The following is a 21,860-nucleotide window of genomic DNA, read 5'->3' as shown; positions in this document are numbered from 1 at the left end:
CCATGAGCATCGAAGTAAGGGTGCCCACTCTGGGCGAAAGCGTGACAGAAGCAACCGTTGCAACCTGGTTCAAGAAACCGGGCGACGCGGTGGCTGCAGACGAAATGCTGTGTGAGCTGGAAACCGATAAAGTCACCGTCGAAGTGCCCGCGCCCTCGGCCGGTGTTTTGGGCGAGATTGTCGCCGGTGAAGGTGAGACCGTTGGGGTGGATGCCCTGCTGGCCACAATCGGCGAAGGCGCTGGCGAGGCAGCAGCCCCAAAGGCGGAGCCCGTCGCAGCCCCCGCCTCGGGCGGGTCGAACAATGCCGCTGCATCGGTTGACGTGATGGTGCCGAGCCTTGGCGAAAGCGTGACCGAAGCCACGGTTGCCAGCTGGTTCAAACAGGTAGGGGACACCGTCGCCGCCGACGAAATGCTGTGTGAGCTGGAAACGGACAAAGTGTCTGTTGAAGTGCCCGCGCCTGCCGCCGGTGTGTTGACAGAGATCGTCGCCCCCGAAGGCACCACCGTGGATGCCTCTGCCAAGCTCGCCGTGATCGGTGGTGGCGCAGATGGGGCCGTTGCGCCCGCAGCTGCTCCTGCCGCACCTGCCGCCGCGTCGTCCACCGCGTCGACCGGAAAGGATGTGGAAGATGCGCCCTCGGCCAAGGTGATGATGGCCCAGGCCGGTCTGGCCAGCGGTTCGGTGAACGGAACGGGCCGCGATGGCCGCGTGATGAAGCATGATGTCCAGGCGGCCATGGCGGCACCGAAACCGGCGGCTGCGCCGGCCCCTGCTGCCATCCCGGCTTCGGCCAAAGCGCCGGCGGATAACGCATCGCGCGAAGAGCGCGTGAAAATGACCCGCCTGCGCCAGACCATCGCCAAGCGTCTGAAAGACAGCCAGAACACCGCGGCCATGCTGACCACCTATAACGAGGTGGACATGACCGAGACGATGGCGCTGCGCAAGGAATACAAGGACCTGTTTGAGAAGAAGCACGGCGTACGTCTGGGCTTCATGTCCTTCTTCACCAAGGCCTGCTGTCATGCGCTGAAAGAAGTGCCGGAAGTGAACGCCGAGATTGACGGCACCGACATTGTTTACAAGAACTACGTGAACATGGGCATCGCCGCGGGCACGCCCACCGGTCTGGTGGTTCCGGTGATCAACGATGCCGACAGCATGTCCTTTGCCGAGATCGAAAAAGCGATTGCCGAAAAGGGTCGCAAAGCCCGTGATGGCAAACTCAGCATGGAAGAGATGCAGGGCGGCACCTTCACCATCTCCAACGGTGGTGTCTATGGCTCTCTGATGTCTTCGCCGATCCTGAACCCGCCGCAATCGGGGATCCTGGGCATGCACAAAATCCAGGACCGCCCGATGGCGATCAACGGCCAGGTGGTGATCCGCCCGATGATGTATCTGGCGCTCAGCTATGATCACCGCATCGTGGACGGCAAAGGTGCCGTGACCTTCCTCGTGCGCGTAAAAGAGGCGCTGGAAGATCCGCGTCGCCTTTTGATGGATCTGTAACGCATTCATGGCCCGGGGACATTCTCCGGGCCTTATTTTCTGTTCAGAAATAGTCCGGTAAGAAGGGCCATTCCCTTCGGACAAAGGAACGCAACATGGCAACTCATATCTTGTGGCAGGCGGATGTCGCGGATTTCAACGTCTGGTACGACGTGTTCAAGCAAGACAAGTTCAACCGAAAGTCCGCGGGCATTCGCGAACTGCATGTCTGGCAGGACCCGGAAAGCAAAAACCACGCGGTGGCGCTGTTTGAAGTCTTCGACCTCGATAAGGCGCGTGCGTTTCTCGAATCGGATGAACTGGCCATGCACCTGGAACGCGATGGTGTGGCCCATGTGAAGATGAAACTGCTGACCCCGGTCTGACCCCGGACCCACGGTCTGGTCCGCCCGTTCGGGTGGGCCTATCAATTTGATGATGTATGAAATCAACTGGAGATCCCAATGGCATCATATGACGTAATCGTAATCGGTGGCGGCCCCGGCGGCTATGTCTGCGCGATCCGTTGCGCCCAGCTGGGCCTGAAAACCGCGTGTGTTGAAGGGCGCGAGACCCTGGGCGGCACCTGCCTGAACGTGGGCTGTATCCCGTCCAAGGCGCTGCTGCACGCCTCGCACAGCCTGCATGAGGCCGAGCACAATTTTGCCAAGATGGGCCTGAAGGGCAAATCCCCGTCCGTCGATTGGAAAGAGATGCTGGCCTATAAAGATGACGTCATCGGCCAGAACACCAAGGGCATTGAGTTCCTGTTCAAAAAGAACAAGGTCGACTGGATCAAAGGCTGGGCCTCGGTGCCCGCCGCCGGTCAGGTCAAGGTGGGCGACGAGATCCACGAAGCGAAAAACATCGTGATCGCCTCCGGGTCAGAACCGTCCGCGCTGCCGGGTGTTGAGGTGGACGAAAAGGTCGTCGTGACCTCCACCGGTGCGCTCAGCTTGCCCAAGATCCCGAAAAAGATGGTCGTGATCGGCGCGGGTGTCATCGGGTTGGAAATGGGCTCGGTCTACGCGCGCCTTGGGTCCGACGTGACCGTGGTGGAGTTCATGGACCAGATCACCCCGGAAATGGATGGCGACCTGTCGAAAACCTTCGCCCGTAGCCTGAAAAAACAGGGTCTGAAGTTTGTGATGGGCGCGGCCGTGCAAAAGGTCGAGGCGACCAAGACCAAGGCCAAGGTGCATTACAAGCTGAAGAAGAACGACAAGGAAGAGACGCTGGACGCGGATTGCGTTCTGGTCGCGACCGGGCGTCGCCCCTTCACCGAAGGGCTGGGTCTGGATGCACTGGGCATCAAGATGACCGAGCGCGGGCAAATTGCAACTGATCACTGGAAAACCTCCATCAATGGCGTCTGGGCCATTGGCGACGTGACCGAAGGCCCGATGCTTGCGCACAAGGCCGAGGATGAAGGCATGGCGGCGGCAGAGGCCATCGCGGGCAAGGTGGGCCATGTGAACTATGACGTGATCCCGGGGGTCGTTTACACCGCACCCGAGGTCGCTGCGGTTGGCAAGACCGAAGAGCAGCTGAAAGCCGAAGGTGTCGATTATAAAGTCGGCAAGTTCAGCTTCATGGGCAATGGCCGCGCGAAAGCCGTGTTCCAGGGAGAAGGATTTGTGAAAATCCTCGCCGACAAGGCCACCGATCGCGTGCTGGGCGTACATATCATGGGCCCCGCGGCGGGCGAGCTGATCCACGAAGCCTGTGTGCTGATGGAATTTGGCGGCTCTGCCGAAGATCTGGCCCGCACCTGCCACGCTCACCCGACGTTTTCGGAAGCGGTGCGCGAAGCGGCGCTGGCCTGCGGCGATGGCCCGATCCACTCGTAGTCCGGATCATCAGGAGTATCAGAAAGCGCGTCCATCCGGGCGCGCTTTTTGTTTGGGGGGAAGTAGGGGCGTTGCCCCTCGGACTGCGTCCTCACCCCAGGATATTTTTGATTAGAAAATAAGGGATAGGGGCCGTGTCTTGCGCAAAATCAATCCCCGATCATCTTGAGGCTATGGGTCACATCCGTGCGCACGGCGAGCCGCAGGGCCGGTTCATCGCCAGCCGAGAGGGCCGCAAGGATCATCCGGTGGTGTTTTTGCAGGTCGGGTCGGTGCTTGCGGGCATAAAGCGCGCGCATGGTGGGGCCCAGCTGCAGCCAGACCGTTTCCGCCATGGCCAGCATCGCAGGCGCGTGGGCGCGCAGATAAAGCGTGCGGTGAAATTCCAGATTGGTGCGCAGATAGCCCACGGCATCCTGTTTCGCGACAAATTCCGACACGCGCGCATTGATGGTGCGCAACCGGTCGATAAGGGCCATATGGGCGCGGGGCAGGGCGCGTGCGGCCAGTTCTGGTTCGAGCAGGGACCGCAGGGCCGCAAGTTCTTCAATCCGCTCCGGCGACAGGTCGGGGGCCGACACACGACCGGAGCTTGAGAGGGTCAGCGCGCCTTCGGCTGCGAGCCGCCGCACAGCTTCGCGGGCCGGGGTCATTGAGACGTCAAACTGTTTGCCAATCCCGCGAATGGTCAGCGCCTCGCCGGGGTTCAGTTCACCATGCATGATCTGCGTGCGTAGGGTGCGATACACACGCTCGTGGGCGGCTCCGACATCAGGTTGGGGGCGGGGCGCGGCGGTGATCATGGCGGGTATCCGGGTTCAGAAGAGGTGCGCGTGAAATGTGATCACAAATACGAAGGCGGGTCAATCGCGGAACCGGAAGCGGTGTAAAGAATGGCCGTTTTCTCGCAGCCAGGTTCGGGGAGCTTTATGGTTGGGGAAGATCTCTTCGACCTGTGCCCAGAAGTCTGGGGAATGGTCCATATGCACCAGATGCGAGACCTCATGTGCCGCGACATATTGCAACACTTCGGGCGGGGCCATGATCAGCCGCCAGGAATACATCAGGTTGCCGTCAGACGAGCACGACCCCCAGCGAGAGCGGGTATCGCGCAGGGTGAGGCGGCCAAAGTCGCGGCCGATCCGGGTGGCGTAATGGCGGCTGGCCTGATCCAATTGGCCGCGGGCTTGGTGTTTCAGAAAAGCCATCAGGCGCGGGCCGGGGTTGGTCTGTGCCGACGGGGGCAGAAAGATGCATCTATCCGCCGCGCGCAGGCTGCGCCCGGGGCCCGCAACCAGGCGGTGGTTTTGTCCGAGAAAGGGAATTTCGTCGCCGAGTTCAGGTGAGATGTCTTGCGGAATGTCGGCCAGATGGCCACGAATCCAATCGGCGCGCTCCTCGGCAAAGCGCAGAGCTTCGCGGCGCGGGGTTCCGGTGGGCACCGACAGGGTCACGCGACCATCAAGACGGGACACCCGCAAGGACAAGCGGCGTGCGCGTGCCGAAGGCCGCAGCAGAAGCTCGACCTCTGGTGTGCCTGAGAGACTTACCTTTTCAGACGACTTGATCCGTGACCCAAACACGGGCTACATCCTTTCTTTAGACCTTTGGTCCACTGTTCGACACGGCGTCAAACCGGCCCTTCCGCCATTGCATGGCAAAAGCCTTTGACAGCTGGGCCGACATGTGGCAACTGGCGACAAATTCGCACGAAGAGATGACAACGGAAAGGGGACAACGATGCCCAAGGAAGAATGGGGCGTAAAGCGTGTCTGCCCGACGACAGGCAAACGTTTCTATGACCTGAACGCCAACCCGATCGTCAGCCCCTATACGGGCGAGGTGATCAATCTGGACACCGGTAAAGGCACCCGCACCATGGTGGCCGACAAGGAAGACAAGGCATCGCTGGCCGAGGATCTGGTCGATGACGCCGATGCGGTTCTGGAAGATGACGACGACGCGTCCGACGTGGATCTGGGCGATGACGTGCTTGATGATGACGACGACGATGATGTGTCGCTGGACGAAATTGCCGATATGCCGGCAAATGACGACGACTAAGTTCACCGGTTCCGTCACCGGATAAAAAAATCGGCGAAGGCGCGTTTTTTGGGTTGCACCCCCCCGCGCCTTTGCCTAAATACCGCCGCACAGACAGCGACACACTGTCACCACGCAAATGCAGGTGACGCGGCGCTGAAAAGGTTGGGGCCTTAGCTCAGTTGGTAGAGCGCTTGCATGGCATGCAAGAGGTCAGCGGTTCGACCCCGCTAGGCTCCACCAAATCCCTCACGCAGATTTGGATCAGAGGCAAAGCGTCAGCGGGAAACCGTTTGGCAACAGCCTTGCGATTGCATCGATCTCTGCTCGGGTCGCACCGGAAGGGTGCCCCTGCATGGGGCATTTATGTAAGTGGCCACATAGTTTGACCCCTATGGACAGCACTTTGACCCTTTTGGCCACATAGATTGTTTTTTCAAGCAGCACCGCTGACCCTTTCGCGAGAACCGGCCCTTCGGTCAGCACGCGGCGAAGGTGTCGGAAGAGCCCAAAGAAACTGAAGCTGCAATGTGGTCGAATGGCCGCTTTGAGCAAAAGTTGCGAGTAACTTGTGAGAACTGCTACTTTGTCTGGAAAGAGGCGTTTGTGGCGGCTATCCGCTGTCTCGCATTTGATCGGTTTTTCAAAGCTTGCTGAGCCCTCGGAATAATTGTTGGTCGGAATGGTTATTGAGCGAGCGCCAATCTGAGGGCACCTTACTTTCGGTGGCGCTCCAATAAGGAGCGAGAAGAAATCAGGTGTGGCATTGACATTCGCTTCTAACGCACCACGACCACTGTGCAACTCGCACGTCTGGCAACCCGTGCAGCGGTTGAGCCAAGTAGGAACTCGCGGGCGCTTGAGCGCTGTGCGGTGATTGCGATGCAATCTGCGCCAATTCGGGCTGCTTCGTCTAGAATTGCACGCGCAGGGTGCCCTTTGAGTACGCGGACTTCTGCCCCGGCGACCTCGCTCAGCTCGGCATCAAGCCGCGCCTTCTCTTTTGCCTGAACGTCGTTCGATTGGCTCTGCGATAAATAGTCGGCCACATAGGCTGGGGGCACTTCAAGGACTGTAATGGCCGTGATCGTTCCACCGTCACGCAACAGGCGGCGCGCGACATCAAATGCAGGCGACGAGGAAGCGGCGTCGCCGGGTGCGATAGGGATCAAGATGTTATCATACATGGGCTTGCTTTCGAATTTGCGGTGTTAACTCATGCCTTGCTGATGGCGTCGAGAAAGCTCCGATACTCACGCTCCTTCATTCCGACCACTTCCTTTTTGGCTGGAAAACCGCCCTCATTGGCAGCTGTGTGAAAGGCGGCAAGTGCCGAACGGCGTTCCGCTTTGATTTGTTCGTTCAGCGAATGGATATCTCCAAACACGCGCGCGTGCCGGGGGCGTTCAGGCTGTTCGCCGCAGATATCATTCTGAAACAGGTAGATGACATCGGCACCACCTCCTGATCCAAGTGAACTTGTCACCAGCGAGGTGCGTTTGCTGATCTCGGACATAACCTCTGCAACGATCACTTCCGCTTCAACCGAAAAGGCGCCCGCGTCTTCCATCCTGCGAAATTCCTGCCACAGCTCTAGCGCTTCCTCTGCGGTGCCACCGACTGCCCGAAGCCCCCCGCGCCAGGTGGATTTGCGGGGCACAAGACCTAGGTGACACATTACCGGAATGTCCTCGCGCGCAAGCAGTTCGACAATATGCGGTCCGCGGGCGGTATAGACGCTGTCGGCACCAGCTTTCATTGCAGCGAAGGCCGCTTTGAGAATGTCTGATTCGGTGGGGAAATCGGGTAGGCCGAGGGCTGCTGTGAAGAACATATCAGGTGCGCCCTTGCGAACGTCTGAAGTGTTCTGGGCATTTCCCATGATCAGGTCTATCCCAGCGTCGCGAGCCGCCGCAGCCTCCTCTTCGGTGTTTGCGGTTGTTTGGGTCAGCTTTTTCTGCCCCTTGAGCGCGCGCAGATCGGCGGCGGTGTAATTGCGTCGAGAGAGTTTTGCGTCCCAATCGTAGATGCGCTTCATCAAGCCTCTCCTATTTCGACCAGGACATCACCACTTTCGAGTTTCACCGGGTATGTGCGCAAGGCCTCACAAACCGGCGAGCGTTTTGGCTCACCGGTGCGATAATCAAACTGACCATTATGACCGGGGCATTCGATGATGTGATCCATTACCAAGCCGTCGGCAAGATGAATGGCCTCGTGGGTGCAGAACCCGTCTGTGCAGAAATATTGGTCGTCCGGGCTTCGATAGATCGCAAAGGTCCTTCCTTCGTGATCGAAACGGATAACATCTTCGTTGTCGATATCGTCAGCGGCGCAGGCGCGTATCCAGTTGCTCATTGGTGTTTCCTTACTCAGCAGCCATGGGCATTGGGTGGCGTTGTGTGTCTGGTGTCGGTCCCGCGCCCTCGGGCAGCGGGCGCGCGGCGAAGTGGCCGTAATCCTTTTGCTGGCGGATCACAGTGGGGATGATCTCTCGATATGCTGCCCAAAGAGACGGATAGGGTGGTGGGCAGTCGTGTTTGATTTCGTCATGCAGTGCGGGCAGCGCATAGAAGGGCACGTTGGGGAACATGTGATGCTCAACGTGGTAGTTCATGTTGGAATAGATGAAGCGGAAAAACGGATTCATCAGTACTGTGCGAGAGTTCAGCCGGTGATCGGGCAGGTCCTCGGCGAGCCCAGCATGTTGGGTGGTCGCCATCAGGTGGTGTAGCCAGGAGCCATAAAAGGTTGGCAATCCGATCAGCATTAACGGCAGCCAGCTTTGCAGTGACAGCGACAGTCCAACGGTGGCAAGCAAGATGGCAAGCTGCGCGCGCGATGCCCAGACGGCCTTTCCCCTATCAATCTCAGGAGTGTAGCTCTTCTCGGCTTCGGTCAGGCTGCCGAAAGAGATCCGAACCATTTTTTGAAGTTCGCCTACCAGCGTGGGAACATAGATCAGGTTCAACGCCCATTGCCAAAGGCTGGGCGGGCGAGGAAAGGCAATCTCTGGATCGCGACCCACAACCACTGTTTCAGAGTGATGTCGGGTGTGGCTCCATCGCCAAACATGAGGGTTGCGAAGCGACATGAACGAAGCGAGCTGATAAAAGACATCGTTCAGCCACCGCGTCTTGAAGACGGTACCATGCCCGGTTTCGTGCCAGCGGGAATCGCCACCCGAACCGTAGAACACGCCATAGAGGATAGCGACGGGAACGGCCCACCAGCTTCCCCAAGTGATCACAAGAAGTGAGCCGAGCAGTATGATACTGCCTAGCCAGATCGCATAGTTGATCAATGCGGTTTGATCGTCCCGCTTCATCAGGGTCTTAAGGCGTTTTCGGTCTACGGGAGTAGTGTACCAGTCGGCGAGGTCAAAGCCGGTGTGCCGGTTCTTGCCCGTCAGGGTGTAGTCACGGGGTAAGGTGTCCTGTGGCATTTTCGCGCTCCGTATTGGCTTGTCCAAAATGGTGCGGTTACGCAGCCTAAGCGTCAATCGTCGCTTGATAGTTTTTATCATTAACCTCAGAATAGAAGGAAATATGACGTGATAGATCTATCAATGCCGAATACTAAACGCGTAACACTGGCTGATGTCGCCCAGCACGCAGGGGTGGGAGTTGCCACCGTCGACCGGGTGCTGAATGCACGGGCACGGGTGTCACAGGACACAGCAGCTCGTGTGATGGCCGCGGCCGAGGCGTTGGGCTATCATGGCCGCGTGTTGATGCGGCAGCGTCTGCAAGACCTTGTGCCGCTCAAACGACTGGGCTTTGTCCTTCAGAAGCAGAGCAAATGGTTCTATCAAGAATTGGCGCAGGCAATCCATCTGGCCGCGCGCGCGCAGGTGGCAATCCGCGCCAAGGCTGAAATCACGTTTGTCGAAAGCCTGGCACCTGGTGAACTCAGCCACGAGATCGCCCGAATGACCGAACGCAACGATGCGGTTGCCGTGGTATCCATCGATCATCCCGAAGTAAGTGCGGCGATCAATGCGGCGGAAAACCGGCGCGGCCCAGTATTTGCCTTGCTCAGCCCGCTAACAGCACCCGGCGTTGCGGGGTATGTCGGGATCGATAGCCAGAGGGCTGGGCGTACCGCCGGTTGGGCCATGGCGCGGTTGTCACACGGGGTCGGCGATGTGGGGATATTAGTGGGATCATACCGCTATCTTGGCCATGAGGCGCTGGAGGCTGGATTCCGCAGTGCCATGCGCGAGTACGCTCCAGAGAGAAGGCTGCGCGAAAGCATCGTATATCTTGATGACAGCGCCGTCGCCTATGAGGCCGCGTCCGAGTTGCTATCTTCGCGCCCCGATCTGGGCGGGCTCTACCACGTGGGCGGTGGGGTTCGCGGTGTGATCAAGGCTCTTGAAGAAAGCGGGCGTGCAAAGGATGTGACTTATATTTGTCACGAGAACAGCCCAGCGACGCAACAGGCTCTGACGAAGGGCCTTGTAGATCTCGTGATTGCGACCCCGATTTACGAAGTCGCCGATCTGGTGGTCAGATCCATGACGCAGAGTGTTTTGGGGGAATCCATCGATCCCAGCGCAATTCATCCCCCTGAGTTTCGCCTGATTACATCTGAGAATGTTTAGCCAAAAGTGGCGCCCAGAATGTTTTCACGGGTGATCACCTCGACCGGGATCATCTCCATTTCATATGATCGATTTTCAAGCCGAGCGATCAGCGTCTGTACTGTCTGCTCGGCGACCCGGCGCATGTTCTGATGCACAACGACATCCATTGATCCGTCCAACAGATAAGTCGAGGTCGTAGGTGTCAGGTTATGACCGATAAACATGACTTCCCCGTCAAGTTGCTGGTCTTTTAAGGCCTCTACAATGCCAGTTATGGCGCCACCCACATTATAGATACCGACCAGATCAGGGTGGCGTCGCAGAATGTCGGCCACTGTTTCGCGATTGCCCTCGTTGTCGTCGTGACCGGTAAACGTGCCGACGACTTCAAGATGCCGGAAGTCTTTCCGTAGGACCGCCCTAAATCCCATTTCGCGGTCCGTGTGGACGCGATATAGCTCGCCGCCCGAGATGATCGCGACGGGCCCGGCTTGCCGCACCATCCGCCCCATCAGGAATCCGGCTGTTTTGCCTGCAGACATGTTATCGATACCGATGAAACCGGTCAGGTGTTGGCTGACCATGCCCGACACGATTGGCACGCAAGGGATGTTGAAGCCCGCCAACTCCTCGATAGCGCTGCGCACGCGCGGATCGTCAAGCGCCTGAAACCCAACCGCGTCGATACCCTGTCCAGCGCATGCACGTAACCGCCGCGCCAAGACCGTAGGTTCCAGTTTGGTCGAGAAAACGCATTCAATGATCGCCCGCCCACCTGTGTTCACGTTCTGAAAGCAATCCGCAAGAAATTCAGTCGAGGGCCCAGCCTCTTCGGGAAGAAAAACCTTCAGTCGCCAGGGCCGGACTTGGTGGTTCAAATCGGCGCCAGTTTCAATCGCATGTTTGGCTTGAAGAACGCGTTGGCGCGTCTCGGCCCTAACATTGGGACGGTTGTTCAGCACCCGATCAACCGTTGCTGTTCCAACCCCAGCAAGACGCGCGATCTCGGAGAATCGCGCGCGGCGTAGGACAGGTGGAGAAACTGTGGATGGTGCGTTTTTTTCATCAAAATCCATCAAGAATCCTCTCTTTTTGCGCTGCGGCAACATCAAAACACATCAATACTATTCCGTCGACGCAAATATTCTTGTGGCACAGGGGGCCGTGGTGACAATCGCTGCCACAGAACGAGCGAAACAGCTCTGTCTAGGGAGGAAAACATGAAACTTACCAAAATGATGTTCGCGGGACTTGCTGGGATTGCCATGTCGGCAGCTGCGGCAAGTGCTGCTGATTTCACCTTCAAGTATGGCCAATCGCAGCCCGAAAGCTCGTCGCGCGGGCAGTCGATGGTGTTCTTTGAAAAGGAAGTCGAGGCCCGCTCGGGTGGCCGAATTGATGTGCAGAACTTCTTTGACAACGTTCTCGGCACAGAACAGGAAATGTATGACCAGATGGCCACTGGCTTGATACAGGGGACTCGCGGCGGTTTCTTCGCTAATGCCAACCCGCAATTCAACATCTTCTTGCTACCGTTCCTGACGTCGGGCTGGGACGAGATGCGCTGCCTAGTCGGGTCAGAATTCACCGATAGTGTCGAAGCGGCTGCTGGCAACGGAGTGCATGTTCCCGCAACCGGCATCAGCCAAGGTTTCCGCATGTACACAAACAACGTACGTCCGATCAACGAGGTTGGCGATTTGGCTGGATTGAAAATCCGCGAGCCACAGACCGACTTTTTCATCTCTGTGGCCGAAACCATGGGATCGAATATCGTGCCGATGGCATTCTCAGAGCTTTATCAAGCCTTCAAGACCGGGGTCATCGATGGTCAGCACAATCCGCCTGCAAATATTTGGAACGCAAAGTTCTATGAAGTGCAGAAATACCTGTCCGTCACCAATCACATGACGGGCCCGGACCCGTTGCTGATCAATGCTGATTGGTACAACGGATTACCCGAGGATCTGCAACAGATCGTTAATGAGGTCGCTGACGAGGCGTTGAAGCTCAATGATGAGCTGGCGCAGGCTGCTGAGTTTGACCTGCTGGACAAGTTGGGCGCTGAGATGGAGATCAATACGTTGTCGCCCGAAGGTATCGCCACCTTCGTATCGGCAGTGCAGCCGGTCTATCAGGCTGGTATCGACGCTGGACACTACTCCCAAGCGGACCTGGATGCTGCAATGGCGGCAGCCAAGTCCTGCAACTAAGCAGGCTGGTCCGCCACCAAGGCCTGGCCCTGCATGGTGATCAGCGGGGCCAGGTTCAAGCTTTCGACAACTAGGTCATAGATGGCATGGAAACTCTCAAATTAATCGAGCAAAGGCTTGCGCGCATTCTCGAGTGGGTGTTGGTCGGCCTGTTTGGCTTCTTCCTGATCCTCACGGTCATGATCGTGGTGCTCAGGTTTGGTTTCAACTATGGGATCATAGGAAGCGACGAACTGGTGCGGAAGTCATTCCTGTTTACCAGTGCCATAGGTGGCGCGGTCGGGATCGCGCGTCACGAACATATCGCGATCACGTTCTTTATCGACAGTATGCCGCGCCCCATAAAGATGATGTTCTATGTGTTGGGTTTGGCTCTTGTCGCTTTAGTGAACGCCGCGATGATTTGGTATGCATGGGACTGGATCGCGACGACTGGCTCCTTCCCCTGGCAACCGTTTAACTTACCAAAATCGCTTGTGACGTCGGCTATTCCGATTGGCTGCGGTCTTGCCGTTATCTTTTGTGTGATCAAGATAATCCTCACAGTCGGCGGGCGTGAAAACATCGACATCGTCTGGTTGCCGGAGGACTGAAGGCATGCTCATTCTGCTTATTAGCCTCCTTGTTTTGCTTGTTGTTGGTGTGCCAATTGCCTTTGCGCTTGGCCTCTCAGCCATGGCCTATTTCCTGATTGAGCAACCAGCGCTTGCCGGTATTCTGCCACAGAAATTCTTCGCCGGAATGGACAGTTTTGCGTTGGTGTCGCTGCCACTGTTCATCTTGATGGGACTGGTGATGAACTCCGGCGGCATCACGCAACGGCTGCTCGATTTCTCGATGTTCTTTGTTGGGCGACTCAAGGGTGGGTTGGGTCTGGTGAACGTTATGGCCTCGATGATCTTTGGCGGGATATCAGGTTCTTCGGCGTCAGATACGGCCTCTATCGGATCTGTCTTGATCCCTGAAATGGAAAAGCGCGGCTATCCCAAAAGCTTTGCTGCTGGAATTACCGTGGCGTCGTCCACGATGGGCATGATTATTCCTCCATCCGTTCCAATGATCCTCTATGCCATTGTTGCGCAAGAGAGTGTGGGGCAGCTGTTCCTTGGTGGAATTATTCCGGGCGTCATGGTGGGAGTGTTTCAGTTGTTCTTGGTCTGGTTTGTGGCCAAACGCCAGAACTACCCGACAGAAGACATACCGTTTACGTACGAAGAGGGCTTCCGTCAGTTTAAGCGATCAGCGGTGGTTCTTGTCATGCCGCTTCTGATTGTCGGATCTGTGGTGTTTGGCATTGCTTCGCCGACTGAAACGGCGGGTTTAGCGGTGGCGTATGGGCTTTTGATTGGGCTGTTCATAACCGGACCCTCGGTTTTGAAAGAAATGCCGGATCTGATGCGCCATGCGATCATCACATCTGCCAAGATCATGATGATTATCGCCTTCTCGCAACTCTACATCTGGGTTCTCGCGCTAGAGCGCATCCCGGACCAACTGGCAGACTATGTTGTCAGTTTGGGGCTTGGGCCGACTGGTTTGATGCTGGTAATTGCACTGCTCGTACTAATCTCAGGCACCTTTATTGATGTAAGCCCAGCGATCCTGTTGTTGACGCCGGTGTTGTTGCCGGCAGCACAGTCAGTCGGCGTGTCAGGTGTGCATTTCGGCGTGGTTCTGGTCTCGGGTCTGGCGGTCGGAGCATGTACGCCTCCGGTGGGCAATTGTCTCAATGTTGCGGCGGCGATCGCGCGGATGGGCATCGGGCAGATCTTCCTTGGCGCGGCCCCGTTCCTTTTGGCCAACGTCGTCGTGTTGATACTGATCTGCTTGTTTCCGCAATTGGTGCTGTGGATCCCGGCGGCCTTCTTCTGAACGGCGAAGAACACGGGCAGCGGGGTGTCTTCCGGACCCGCCCGGTGCCTTCCCTCTTGGGGGCAGGCATTCGAAATCCCCGCGCAAACCGACACTCATTTAGGGTGCCAAACTGCAAACCAGAGCGATCTGGGAAAACAATGGGAAGACAGTAATGCTGAAAGCAGGTGTCATTGGGTTAGGAGATATGGGGAGCGGCCTCGCCAAGAACCTCCTAAAAAATGGGTTTCAGACAACGGGTTTCGACATGTCAGAACCAAGAATGAAGGCGTTTACCGATATGGGTGGGCAAGAGGCGATCAGCGTCGCCGATGTCGGCGCCAATGCAGACGCCGTGTATGTCATGGTGATGAATGGCAATCAGGCTAAGTCGGTCATTCTTGGCGAAGATGGTTTGATAAATCACATGCCAAAAGGAGGCGCGGTAATATTGACCGCGACCATCAAACCCTCGGAAGCGCGTGAGATTGGTGCCGCGATGGAAGGTTCGGGTGTTTCTCTTATTGATACCCCTGTTTCGGGCGGGTTTCCGGGTGCACAGGGCGGAACGCTCACCATGATGGCATCGGCGCCTACTTCTGTGCTTGATAAGTTCCAACCAGTGATGGAGGCGGTTTCCGGCACCATCCACCGTGTTGGTGAAACTGCAGGGATGGGGCAGACAGTAAAAGCCTGTCTGCAAACGCTGATTGGCTCGATTTTTTCTGCAACCTTCGAAGCCTCGGTATTGGCGGCAAAAGCCGGTGTTAGTGGCGACGCTCTCTACAGGGTTTTCTCGACATCTGGGGCAGGGTGCGGCTGCACCAACACGGCTCTGGAAAACATCATTGACCGCCGTTTCGAAAATACTGGGTCGGGGATTGGGACGATGCATAAAGACCTGACGATTTCTATGGGGCTGGCCGAAGAGCTTGAAGTGCCCATGCAAATGGCATCCACCGCTATGCAGATCTTTCATGCGGGTAAGTCGAAATACCCCGACGGGGACAACTGGGCTTGCACGAAAGTGATTGAAGAAATTGTGGGTGCTGCGTTGCACCGGGAGGGTTAGGCTATGAAACTAGGTGTGATTTGTGATGGCATCAGCCGCGACCTCAAACATGCGGTTGATGTGATGGACGAGTTCGGCCTCGAATATGCCGAACTGCAATTTGTTGGCGACGCCGAGGTCGGGGATCATTCGAAAGAAGAGATCGCCGAGATCGACAAGTTGCTGCGTGATCGTGGTAAGCCAGTTTCCTGTCTGTCTCGCCACATATTTGCGGGCATGACCAGTGCGAATACGCCCGGGGACGACCTCCATACGAAGCATATGGACGCACTCAAACGCGTGATCGACATGGCGCATACGGTTGGCAGCCCATTGGTGCGCATAATGACGCCGAAGAAGGAGCAGATCCTGTGGGGCTACAACGGCGCCGAAAAATGGAATGTCGCTCATGGTGCCTGGGACAAGATATTGCCTTTGATTGCGCCCGCATGTGATGTCGCGCGCGATGCCGGTGTGACATTAGTGGTAGAGACCGGCAATGGCACAATGGTCAATTCCAACTACACTGGACGTAAACTGATCGACGATCTAGGCGCCAAAGGTGTTCTTAAAGTGCTGTGGGATCCGGCTAATAATTGCTGGTGCCACGAACGGGCTTTTCCTGATGGGTATGACGAAGTCAAAGATGGCTATCTTGGTCACATCCATATCAAGGACGTTCAAGTCGATACGCCACGTGCTACGCTGGAAGTCCGCCGGATGGGCGAGGGGCAATTGGCTGATCAATTCGAACCGATGGCGCAAGCGCTGCGAGCAGACGGCTATGCCGGGGTAATTTCATTCGAAAGTGTTTATCACCCCGGAAACGGTAGCTTCGAAGAGGGGTTCCGCCGTTGCATCGACCGCTTCAAGGAGCTGTTTGGCTGACCAACTCCAAGTCTCCTAACTGGGAACCAAGTAGGAGTGAATGGCGGGACTCATATGCGTCAGGCACTCTACCGACTAATTTTAGGGCTCTTATTTCGGGGTTTAACTGAGAGCCCTCAAATCCTTGCGCGCCTAGTTGTCACTTTCTGCACGGGTCCTTAGTCAATATCTGTCAAAACCAGACCTCGGTGCAACTGCAGCGAAACGGCGCTTTGTCCGCAGTCTGTGAGTTCGAGCAACACTAGAATTTGCACTTGCAGAGAACGGCAGGTTCGACGGCCGCACCGCTGCAGAGCAGACCGGTGGCCTGCGGCAGTTCGGGGCCGAATGCAAGGCTTTTCAGTCTGTCTTCAGAGCTAGAATTGACGACTCCCTCTTGAGCGTCGTTCTAACTTTTATTATATGCCGTATAAATAATAGACTGGAGACCCGGAACATGCCCACAGGACATATCATGATGGCAATGAGCCTGGACGGCTTTGTCGCCCGGCCTGATCACAGGTTGGACTGGTTGGAAAAGCAACCGACTACGGATGAAGATCACGGGTTTGTCGCCTTTCAGGATAGTGTCGATGTGATCGTAATGGGCTCGGGCTCTTATCGGACAGTGCGGGGATTCGGAGCCTGGCCCTATTCCAAACCGGTTGTGGTTCTCAGTCGGACGATGAACGCCGACGACATCCCGGACGATCTACGCGACAACGTGGAAGTTTCAGACATGGCGCCTGAAGACTTGATGAAGAGCTTTGACGCGCGCGGTTTCAAACGCGTCTATGTGGATGGCGGTGCGATTATTCGCTCGTTCCTGAAGGCCGGGCTGGTGGAAGACATGCGGATCACCCTGGTTCCCATCCTGATCGGTGCGGGTATCCGCATTTTCGGCGAAACCAAGGGCGACGTTCATCTGGAGTTAGTGTCGGCCAACAGCTTTCCTTCGGGTCTGGTGGATCTGAACTACAGGCTGAAAGCCGCGTGACGAAAGCCGCTTCACCCGGGCGGCCGTCGAAGGCCAATCAACGTCTTTCGAGACAGCTGATCGTGAAGACTGCCTTGCCAATTGTCCAAGACGAGGGCGTTGACGCGTTGTCGTTTCGCATGCTTGCGGATCGCCTTGAGGTCACCCCGATGGCGGTGACCTATCATGCTGGCAACAAGAAGCAGCTTCTGTCCGATCTGGTGGAACACGCATTCGCTGGCGTCCTGGATGGTGTGGATGGGGACACGCCGATTGAGCGGGCCCGAAGCATCATGGCGACCTATTATGGATACGCGTTGAAGAACGCCAACCTTCTGCGCGTGCTCCTTGAGGATGTAACGCTGATGAGCGCTGATTTGTCAGACGTAGCGGCGAACTTGAAGGCCAGCACGGACCAGCTTGAATACAGCGATGGTGGTGATGTTCTTGTTCACTTGCTGATCGACTATGCGCACGGGTTTGTGCTCTCAGCTTCCAGCGGAGCAAACAATTCGCTAACGACTGAAGACTATCTCCGCGGTGTTGACTGGATTCTCAATCGAGCGGCTGGAAACCGCGAGACCATCAAACGAAAAACACGCGCCTCAGAGGTGCGCTCCACGGATATTTTGTCGACGTGAACACCACATTGGGTTGCACCTTCGCGCCTGCGGCGAATGGCGACAATGCGGGCTGCGACTGCAGCATCTGGACCAGCAGGTGGGTGGCAGCTTTGGGCCTCTAGGTTCGTAAGACTATTCACCCCACATTTCGTCAGTGTAGGCCTTCATATCGAAGTTTTCCTGACTTGGGCCGATCTTATCCACCTTGTCTTGCAAGGCAGCGATAGCATCGGACTTTGCTGGAACTCGTCGCACAGTCTTCACACTGACTTCGAACAGTTCTGCGATTTCTTGCAGCGGCCTACCATCCTGGTCACGCATCCGGCGCACCTCAGCCCTTTGAGCAGATGATAAGGCAGGAGGTCTGCCCACAATGCGTCCACGCTTTCTGGCCGCAGCAAGTCCTTCCTTCGTTCGTTCCGAGATGCGTTCGCGCTCGAACTGAGAAATGGAGGCAAAAACGTGGAAGACCAAACGACCAGCCGGTGTCGTGGTGTCGATATCTTCGGCCAGTGATTTAAACCCGGCACCGCGTTCACGGATCATTTCCACGATGTCGAGCAAATCTTTGAGTGAACGGGAAAGCCGATCATACTTCGTCACAACCACTACGTCACCAGCCCTGACCTGGTCGAGCATCCGATCCAACTCAGGACGGGAGCGCACGGATCCGGTTGTTTGGTCGGAAAAGATGCGTTCAGCGCCCGCAGCGTTCAAAGAATCAAGCTGGCTGTCGAGGCTCTGTTCATTAGTAGAGACTCTTGCGTAACCAATAAACATAGTGAAACTAGGGACAGAAACGTGCCAAAAGAGCAAGGGTTTTGTCTCAGGGTTTTGTCCCGGCCAAGCTCTTGATTTTCCGTGGCAGGTCACACAGAGACAAAAACGACCATTATTGACACGGTCAATAACGCCGCCCCTTGGTAAAATCGCTTTGATTGTTGAAATTGGTTCAATGCTTCAACTAGGCTCAATGATAAACGGGCGGCACACCCAGCACGCCTCACGACACATAAAAGACCCTTGCATTTCGATCGTGCATGCTCACTGTCGAGAAGTATGCGGTTTATCTGCGGATGAGAAAATGCCAGATTTGACTATTGATTTACCGGATGCGCTCCACAAACGCCTTTGCGAGATTGCCGAAGATGAAGGGACCGATGCGGAAGCACTGACCCGCCAGATGATTACTTTGAAAGTTGGTTTTAATCCTTCATCACGAGAGAAGCCTATTTCGACCGGATTTCTGAAAAGGCAGACCGAAGATGTTCTATCGGTGGCGAACAGAGAACCTGTCTTCTTTATTGATTCAGAAAACCGGGAGTTCGTAGTGGTATCGACTGAATATTATGAACAGCACCAAACACCCGACACTTCTGAAATCTAATGCCTCTCAGGGGCTCGACGATCATTAGCTTTCAACGCAGCGCTGTTGTTTATTGAGCACGGAGTAGTAACAATCAGACAGGGGCTATTTCGGTTGAGCCGTCATTCAAGGCAGCACAAGTCAATCAACACAACGCGGGACAAAACAGACTTTGCCGTCTGATTAGCCAACGACTGCATTTTCAAATGCTGGAATTGCAGCGAAACGCTGCAAGGGTGGAAATCTGTCAATCGCTGAGAGTGCGAAACCAACTAGACCGAAACATCGGAAGCCGACGTTCAAATTGCGGAACTAGGCGATCGCTGCCCAATCTAGGCAACCCAGCCGATTGCAGCGCGTATTGTCACATGTGAAGCCAGAGACGCAGGATGAAGCCAATCGCAGCCGTGACCAACCTACTTGCGCATTAGCGTATCTCACGACGCTGGGCATCCCGGACCAGTGCCGCCAAACGATAGAACCCATGTGCCATCTTGGTGAATGGTGTGAGCAGGAAGAAGGTGAGAACGGCGCCAAGGTGCAGGGCCAACATCGTCGGCATCAGGACCGTCGCCCCAAGTGCATATAGTACTAGTCCAGACAAGCCGACAAAACCCAGCAGAAGCACAAAGCCGATATCTCCACCCCAAGCCTTCGGGTCGCCTAGGGCGGGGTCCGACTTTCGTTTCAGCATTACCATCCCTGTGCATCCAAGGGTCAGCAGGATTCCTCCTGACAGGCCAAATATTTTGGGCAGAGTGAAGAGCGGATAGGGTGCGGGCATGTCAAAGACATAGTGCATCACAGTCCCTATCGACGTGGCGGCAAAACACAGCAGAAAGCCATACATGATTGCTTGATGCACATGGCGGCGCGCGTGGCTGAAGCGGTCTTCGTCTTCAAAGTTGCAACCGTCCCCGTGTCCGGCCGCGAGGTCTTTCATTCTGGCCGCCATGCCGAAGCTGGCGGTGAGGTGGGACAGGCGGATTGGTTCGCCCCCGACAGTGCGCCAATAGCGGCGCAACCCAATGGCAAGGCTGACCAGAGGCAGCACGAAAGCCGGCAGGAAAATCGCCACCATCGCGTTGTGAGAAAGCGCGGCATAGAACCCTTCGCCGCCGCCGCCCAATGCCTGCAATGCGAACAGGATCAGCGCAAACCCAACCACCAACGACAGGGCGATCGCGCCGCCATGTGTGTGGAAGCGCCGGGCCAGCGGTTGTGGCCAAGCGTGGACCTCCCACGAGTCGCGCCGTACCTCGGCCAGCGCTTTGGGCAGGTTCAGGTCAAACTCATGCGGAGCCGTGTATTGGCAGGCATAGAAGCACCCCCGGCAGTTGTGACACAGGTTGGCTAGCTGCGTGATGTCGCCATCCGAAAACGCCCGGCCCGCATGCATGGACGGGAACACCGAACAATAGCCTTCGCAATAGCGACAGGCATTGCAGATTTCCGCCTGGCGACGGGCTTCTTGGATTAGGTCATTGGTTTGCATGGGCTGCGGCCTCCCGTCCTGCGATGCGTCCGAAGACGGTTCCGATTGTCATGCCAAACCCCGCCAAATACCCTTGACCAAGGATCGACCCGGCCATGGTTTCGCCCGCCGCCCAAAGGTTGCGGATCGGGCCGGTCTTGGTCGAACATTGTGCGTTATCGTCCACCTTCAGACCAAGGTAGGTGAAGGTCACGCCGGTGCGCAGCGTGTAGCCATAGAAGGGTGGCTCGGTGATCGGGCGCGCCCAATTGGTCTTGGGCGGGGTGATCCCGGAAGTGGTCACGCCATCCAGTTCGGTTGGGTGGAAATTCGAAGTGTCGCCGCAGGCCGCATTGAAGCGGTCCACGGTTTGGCGCAGCTTGTCCGCGGGCAGGTCCATCATGTCAGCGAGCCCTTCCAGCGTGTCCGCTTTCAGAGGCGGAAACACCGAGGGCATGAACAGCTCCAGCGACTTGGCATCGATGATCACATAGCCCACCTGATCGGGTTGCGCGGCAACAAGGCGGCCCCAGATCGCATAGCGCTTGGGCCAGACGTCTTCGCCCTCATCATAGAACCGTTCGGCGTGCTTGTTCACGACGACGGAGAACGGCACACAATCCAGCCGCGTGACAATACCGCCGTCGTATTTTGGCGCACGCCCATCGATGGCGACCGCGTGGCATTGGTCAGCATCGCCCACGGACTGTACGCCTTGTTCCAGCAGATCCGCCAAGACGGCGCCGCGATTGTAAGGGGTGCCGCGGATCAGAAAATTCTGTGCTGCTGGTCCCCATGCGCGGGTCAGCCAATCGGTGTCCGCTTGAAATCCACCCGAGGCAACCACCACGGATTTGGGCGAGATGCTGTGCATCTGCCCCTCATGCGTATAGTCCACGCGCGTGATCTGATCGCCGTCGAGTTCCAAGTGGGTAACGGCAGCTTCATAGAGCACATCGACGCCCAGTTTTTCAGCGGTGCGGTAATAGGCGTTCACAAGGCTTTTGCCCCCACCCATGAAGAACGCATTGGTTCGTGCAAGCGACAGTGTGCCGGACAACGAAGGTTGGAAGCGAACCCCGTGTTCCTGCATCCATGGCAAGCATTCCTCGGACGTGCGGATGGCCAACCGTGCCAGATGTTCGTCCGTTTTTCCGCCCGTGACTTTCAGCAGATCGGCCAGATATTCCTCTTCGCTGTAATCCTCGACCAGCGGGCCAAGTGGGCCGGTATGCATGCAGCGGAAATTGCGCGTATGGCGGGAGTTGCCGCCGCGATAGGCCTTTGGCGCGGTCTCAAGGATCAGTGCTTTGGCGCCTGTTTCGGCAGCGGTCATAGCGGCGCACAGGGCTGCATTGCCGCCTCCGATTACTGCGATGTCATAGGATGTGGTCATGGGATGTCCTTTGCTCATCCCTGACTAAAGTGCCCGCTTTAATTTGACCAATGACAGTTTTTCTGG

Annotated in this window: 23 protein-coding genes and 1 tRNA gene; 14 read left to right on the top strand and 10 right to left on the bottom strand. The window is 56.7% G+C overall.

The features are described from left to right. Window positions 1-2 precede the first annotated feature (2 nt). The 3 genes from odhB (at window position 3) to lpdA (ending at window position 3,346) form a co-directional block, all read left to right on the top strand. Complete coding sequence (gene odhB / locus ACP15V_RS02650) at window positions 3-1,517, top strand: 2-oxoglutarate dehydrogenase complex dihydrolipoyllysine-residue succinyltransferase (protein WP_424942128.1); 1,515 nt, start codon at window positions 3-5, stop codon at window positions 1,515-1,517. Window positions 1,518-1,612: 95 nt separating this feature from the next. After that, a complete protein-coding gene (locus tag ACP15V_RS02645; protein ID WP_424942127.1) occupies window positions 1,613-1,882 on the top strand; it encodes a hypothetical protein in 270 nt (89 codons plus the stop codon). Between the two features lie 78 nt (window positions 1,883-1,960). Beyond that, window positions 1,961-3,346 (top strand): dihydrolipoyl dehydrogenase, encoded by a 1,386-nt coding sequence (gene lpdA / locus ACP15V_RS02640; RefSeq protein WP_424942126.1) that lies wholly within the window; start codon window positions 1,961-1,963, stop codon window positions 3,344-3,346. 149 nt (window positions 3,347-3,495) lie between these two features. On the opposite strand, the gene ACP15V_RS02635 is transcribed toward lpdA, so the two are convergent. Both ACP15V_RS02635 and ACP15V_RS02630 read right to left on the bottom strand, forming a co-directional pair. Then, window positions 3,496-4,149: a GntR family transcriptional regulator gene (locus ACP15V_RS02635; RefSeq protein ID WP_424942125.1), complete on the bottom strand. Its 654-nt coding sequence runs from the start codon at window positions 4,147-4,149 to the stop codon at window positions 3,496-3,498. A gap of 60 nt (window positions 4,150-4,209) precedes the next feature. Continuing rightward, window positions 4,210-4,929 carry a M48 family metallopeptidase gene (locus ACP15V_RS02630; RefSeq protein ID WP_424942124.1) on the bottom strand — a complete coding sequence of 240 codons (720 nt, stop codon included), beginning with the start codon at window positions 4,927-4,929 and terminating at the stop codon, window positions 4,210-4,212. A 157-nt stretch (window positions 4,930-5,086) separates the two neighbouring features. On the opposite strand from ACP15V_RS02630, the gene ACP15V_RS02625 reads away from it, so the two are divergent. Together ACP15V_RS02625 and ACP15V_RS02620 are read left to right on the top strand one after the other, a co-directional pair. Continuing rightward, complete coding sequence (locus ACP15V_RS02625) at window positions 5,087-5,410, top strand: TIGR02300 family protein (protein WP_424942123.1); 324 nt, start codon at window positions 5,087-5,089, stop codon at window positions 5,408-5,410. A 146-nt stretch (window positions 5,411-5,556) separates the two neighbouring features. Beyond that, window positions 5,557-5,632: transfer RNA gene (locus tag ACP15V_RS02620), tRNA-Ala, on the top strand. Window positions 5,633-6,168: 536 nt separating this feature from the next. Here ACP15V_RS02620 and ACP15V_RS02615 read toward each other — a convergent pair. Genes ACP15V_RS02615 through ACP15V_RS02600 form a run of 4 tightly spaced genes read right to left on the bottom strand, consistent with a single transcriptional unit; the run spans window position 6,169 to window position 8,834 of the window. Next, complete coding sequence (locus ACP15V_RS02615; protein WP_424942122.1) at window positions 6,169-6,576, bottom strand: universal stress protein; 408 nt, start codon at window positions 6,574-6,576, stop codon at window positions 6,169-6,171. Window positions 6,577-6,605: 29 nt separating this feature from the next. After that, a complete protein-coding gene (locus tag ACP15V_RS02610) occupies window positions 6,606-7,427 on the bottom strand; it encodes a 3-methyl-2-oxobutanoate hydroxymethyltransferase (protein ID WP_424942713.1) in 822 nt (273 codons plus the stop codon). After that, on the bottom strand, window positions 7,427-7,747 hold the full coding sequence (locus ACP15V_RS02605) for a MocE family 2Fe-2S type ferredoxin (RefSeq protein ID WP_424942121.1): 321 nt from the start codon (window positions 7,745-7,747) through the stop codon (window positions 7,427-7,429). The genes ACP15V_RS02610 and ACP15V_RS02605 overlap by 1 nt, the downstream gene beginning before the upstream one ends. 10 nt (window positions 7,748-7,757) lie before the next feature. Next, window positions 7,758-8,834, bottom strand: a complete 1,077-nt coding sequence (locus ACP15V_RS02600) for a fatty acid desaturase (protein ID WP_424942120.1) — start codon at window positions 8,832-8,834, stop codon at window positions 7,758-7,760. Between the two features lie 123 nt (window positions 8,835-8,957). Here ACP15V_RS02600 and ACP15V_RS02595 point away from each other — a divergent pair, with 123 nt between their 5' ends. After that, on the top strand, window positions 8,958-9,995 hold the full coding sequence (locus ACP15V_RS02595) for a LacI family DNA-binding transcriptional regulator (protein WP_424942119.1): 1,038 nt from the start codon (window positions 8,958-8,960) through the stop codon (window positions 9,993-9,995). Here the strand turns inward: ACP15V_RS02595 and ACP15V_RS02590 are convergent. Continuing rightward, the gene (locus tag ACP15V_RS02590; RefSeq protein WP_424942118.1) at window positions 9,992-11,053 is read right to left on the bottom strand and encodes a LacI family DNA-binding transcriptional regulator; all 1,062 of its coding nucleotides are present in this window, start codon (window positions 11,051-11,053) and stop codon (window positions 9,992-9,994) included. The two genes, ACP15V_RS02595 and ACP15V_RS02590, sit on opposite strands and share 4 nt — an antisense overlap. Window positions 11,054-11,197: 144 nt before the next feature. Here ACP15V_RS02590 and ACP15V_RS02585 point away from each other — a divergent pair, with 144 nt between their 5' ends. The 7 genes from ACP15V_RS02585 to ACP15V_RS02555 all read left to right on the top strand — a co-directional run bounded on the left by ACP15V_RS02585 (window position 11,198) and on the right by ACP15V_RS02555 (window position 17,576). Then, on the top strand, window positions 11,198-12,190 hold the full coding sequence (locus ACP15V_RS02585; protein WP_424942117.1) for a TRAP transporter substrate-binding protein: 993 nt from the start codon (window positions 11,198-11,200) through the stop codon (window positions 12,188-12,190). Between the two features lie 86 nt (window positions 12,191-12,276). After that, window positions 12,277-12,783 (top strand): TRAP transporter small permease, encoded by a 507-nt coding sequence (locus ACP15V_RS02580; RefSeq protein ID WP_424942116.1) that lies wholly within the window; start codon window positions 12,277-12,279, stop codon window positions 12,781-12,783. A gap of 4 nt (window positions 12,784-12,787) precedes the next feature. Further along, window positions 12,788-14,062, top strand: a complete 1,275-nt coding sequence (locus ACP15V_RS02575; RefSeq protein WP_424942115.1) for a TRAP transporter large permease — start codon at window positions 12,788-12,790, stop codon at window positions 14,060-14,062. Between the two features lie 154 nt (window positions 14,063-14,216). Next, window positions 14,217-15,113, top strand: coding sequence for an NAD(P)-dependent oxidoreductase (locus tag ACP15V_RS02570; protein WP_424942114.1), 897 nt, complete (start codon window positions 14,217-14,219; stop codon window positions 15,111-15,113). Window positions 15,114-15,116: 3 nt separating this feature from the next. After that, a complete protein-coding gene (locus ACP15V_RS02565) occupies window positions 15,117-15,980 on the top strand; it encodes a sugar phosphate isomerase/epimerase family protein (RefSeq protein WP_424942113.1) in 864 nt (287 codons plus the stop codon). Between the two features lie 436 nt (window positions 15,981-16,416). Then, the gene (locus ACP15V_RS02560; protein WP_424942112.1) at window positions 16,417-16,956 is read left to right on the top strand and encodes a dihydrofolate reductase family protein; all 540 of its coding nucleotides are present in this window, start codon (window positions 16,417-16,419) and stop codon (window positions 16,954-16,956) included. Then, window positions 16,953-17,576 carry a TetR/AcrR family transcriptional regulator gene (locus ACP15V_RS02555; protein WP_424942111.1) on the top strand — a complete coding sequence of 208 codons (624 nt, stop codon included), beginning with the start codon at window positions 16,953-16,955 and terminating at the stop codon, window positions 17,574-17,576. Before ACP15V_RS02560 ends, ACP15V_RS02555 begins: the two co-directional genes overlap by 4 nt. Window positions 17,577-17,690: 114 nt before the next feature. Here the strand turns inward: ACP15V_RS02555 and ACP15V_RS02550 are convergent, their stop codons facing one another. Then, window positions 17,691-18,338 carry a recombinase family protein gene (locus tag ACP15V_RS02550; RefSeq protein WP_424942110.1) on the bottom strand — a complete coding sequence of 216 codons (648 nt, stop codon included), beginning with the start codon at window positions 18,336-18,338 and terminating at the stop codon, window positions 17,691-17,693. A gap of 304 nt (window positions 18,339-18,642) precedes the next feature. Between ACP15V_RS02550 and ACP15V_RS02545 the strand changes: the two genes are divergently transcribed. Further along, window positions 18,643-18,945, top strand: coding sequence for a hypothetical protein (locus tag ACP15V_RS02545; RefSeq protein WP_424942109.1), 303 nt, complete (start codon window positions 18,643-18,645; stop codon window positions 18,943-18,945). 406 nt (window positions 18,946-19,351) lie between these two features. Here the strand turns inward: ACP15V_RS02545 and tcuB are convergent, their stop codons facing one another. Beyond that, on the bottom strand, window positions 19,352-20,419 hold the full coding sequence (tcuB, locus tag ACP15V_RS02540; protein WP_424942108.1) for a tricarballylate utilization 4Fe-4S protein TcuB: 1,068 nt from the start codon (window positions 20,417-20,419) through the stop codon (window positions 19,352-19,354). After that, window positions 20,406-21,794, bottom strand: a complete 1,389-nt coding sequence (tcuA, locus tag ACP15V_RS02535) for an FAD-dependent tricarballylate dehydrogenase TcuA (RefSeq protein WP_424942107.1) — start codon at window positions 21,792-21,794, stop codon at window positions 20,406-20,408. Before tcuA ends, tcuB begins: the two co-directional genes overlap by 14 nt. Between the last annotated feature and the right edge of the window lie 66 nt (window positions 21,795-21,860).

Origin of the sequence: Aliiroseovarius crassostreae, assembly GCF_049803815.1 — a bacterium.
Taxonomy (GTDB): Bacteria; Pseudomonadota; Alphaproteobacteria; order Rhodobacterales; family Rhodobacteraceae; genus Aliiroseovarius; species Aliiroseovarius crassostreae_A.
This window is presented reverse-complemented; position numbering and strand designations above follow the sequence as displayed.

Excerpts from the sequence above, each read along its gene's own strand:
- odhB (WP_424942128.1), top strand. The coding sequence starts at position 3 with ATGAGCATCGAAGTAAGGGTGCCCACTCTGGGCGAAAGCGTGACAGAA.
- ACP15V_RS02645 (WP_424942127.1), top strand. The coding sequence starts at position 1,613 with ATGGCAACTCATATCTTGTGGCAGGCGGATGTCGCGGATTTCAACGTC.
- lpdA (WP_424942126.1), top strand. The coding sequence starts at position 1,961 with ATGGCATCATATGACGTAATCGTAATCGGTGGCGGCCCCGGCGGCTAT.
- ACP15V_RS02635 (WP_424942125.1), bottom strand. The coding sequence starts at position 4,149 with ATGATCACCGCCGCGCCCCGCCCCCAACCTGATGTCGGAGCCGCCCAC.
- ACP15V_RS02625 (WP_424942123.1), top strand. The coding sequence starts at position 5,087 with ATGCCCAAGGAAGAATGGGGCGTAAAGCGTGTCTGCCCGACGACAGGC.
- ACP15V_RS02615 (WP_424942122.1), bottom strand. The coding sequence starts at position 6,576 with ATGTATGATAACATCTTGATCCCTATCGCACCCGGCGACGCCGCTTCC.
- ACP15V_RS02610 (WP_424942713.1), bottom strand. The coding sequence starts at position 7,427 with ATGAAGCGCATCTACGATTGGGACGCAAAACTCTCTCGACGCAATTAC.
- ACP15V_RS02605 (WP_424942121.1), bottom strand. The coding sequence starts at position 7,747 with ATGAGCAACTGGATACGCGCCTGCGCCGCTGACGATATCGACAACGAA.
- ACP15V_RS02600 (WP_424942120.1), bottom strand. The coding sequence starts at position 8,834 with ATGCCACAGGACACCTTACCCCGTGACTACACCCTGACGGGCAAGAAC.
- ACP15V_RS02595 (WP_424942119.1), top strand. The coding sequence starts at position 8,958 with ATGCCGAATACTAAACGCGTAACACTGGCTGATGTCGCCCAGCACGCA.
- ACP15V_RS02590 (WP_424942118.1), bottom strand. The coding sequence starts at position 11,053 with ATGGATTTTGATGAAAAAAACGCACCATCCACAGTTTCTCCACCTGTC.
- ACP15V_RS02585 (WP_424942117.1), top strand. The coding sequence starts at position 11,198 with ATGAAACTTACCAAAATGATGTTCGCGGGACTTGCTGGGATTGCCATG.
- ACP15V_RS02580 (WP_424942116.1), top strand. The coding sequence starts at position 12,277 with ATGGAAACTCTCAAATTAATCGAGCAAAGGCTTGCGCGCATTCTCGAG.
- ACP15V_RS02575 (WP_424942115.1), top strand. The coding sequence starts at position 12,788 with ATGCTCATTCTGCTTATTAGCCTCCTTGTTTTGCTTGTTGTTGGTGTG.
- ACP15V_RS02570 (WP_424942114.1), top strand. The coding sequence starts at position 14,217 with ATGCTGAAAGCAGGTGTCATTGGGTTAGGAGATATGGGGAGCGGCCTC.
- ACP15V_RS02565 (WP_424942113.1), top strand. The coding sequence starts at position 15,117 with ATGAAACTAGGTGTGATTTGTGATGGCATCAGCCGCGACCTCAAACAT.
- ACP15V_RS02560 (WP_424942112.1), top strand. The coding sequence starts at position 16,417 with ATGCCCACAGGACATATCATGATGGCAATGAGCCTGGACGGCTTTGTC.
- ACP15V_RS02550 (WP_424942110.1), bottom strand. The coding sequence starts at position 18,338 with ATGTTTATTGGTTACGCAAGAGTCTCTACTAATGAACAGAGCCTCGAC.
- ACP15V_RS02545 (WP_424942109.1), top strand. The coding sequence starts at position 18,643 with ATGCCAGATTTGACTATTGATTTACCGGATGCGCTCCACAAACGCCTT.
- tcuB (WP_424942108.1), bottom strand. The coding sequence starts at position 20,419 with ATGCAAACCAATGACCTAATCCAAGAAGCCCGTCGCCAGGCGGAAATC.
- tcuA (WP_424942107.1), bottom strand. The coding sequence starts at position 21,794 with ATGACCACATCCTATGACATCGCAGTAATCGGAGGCGGCAATGCAGCC.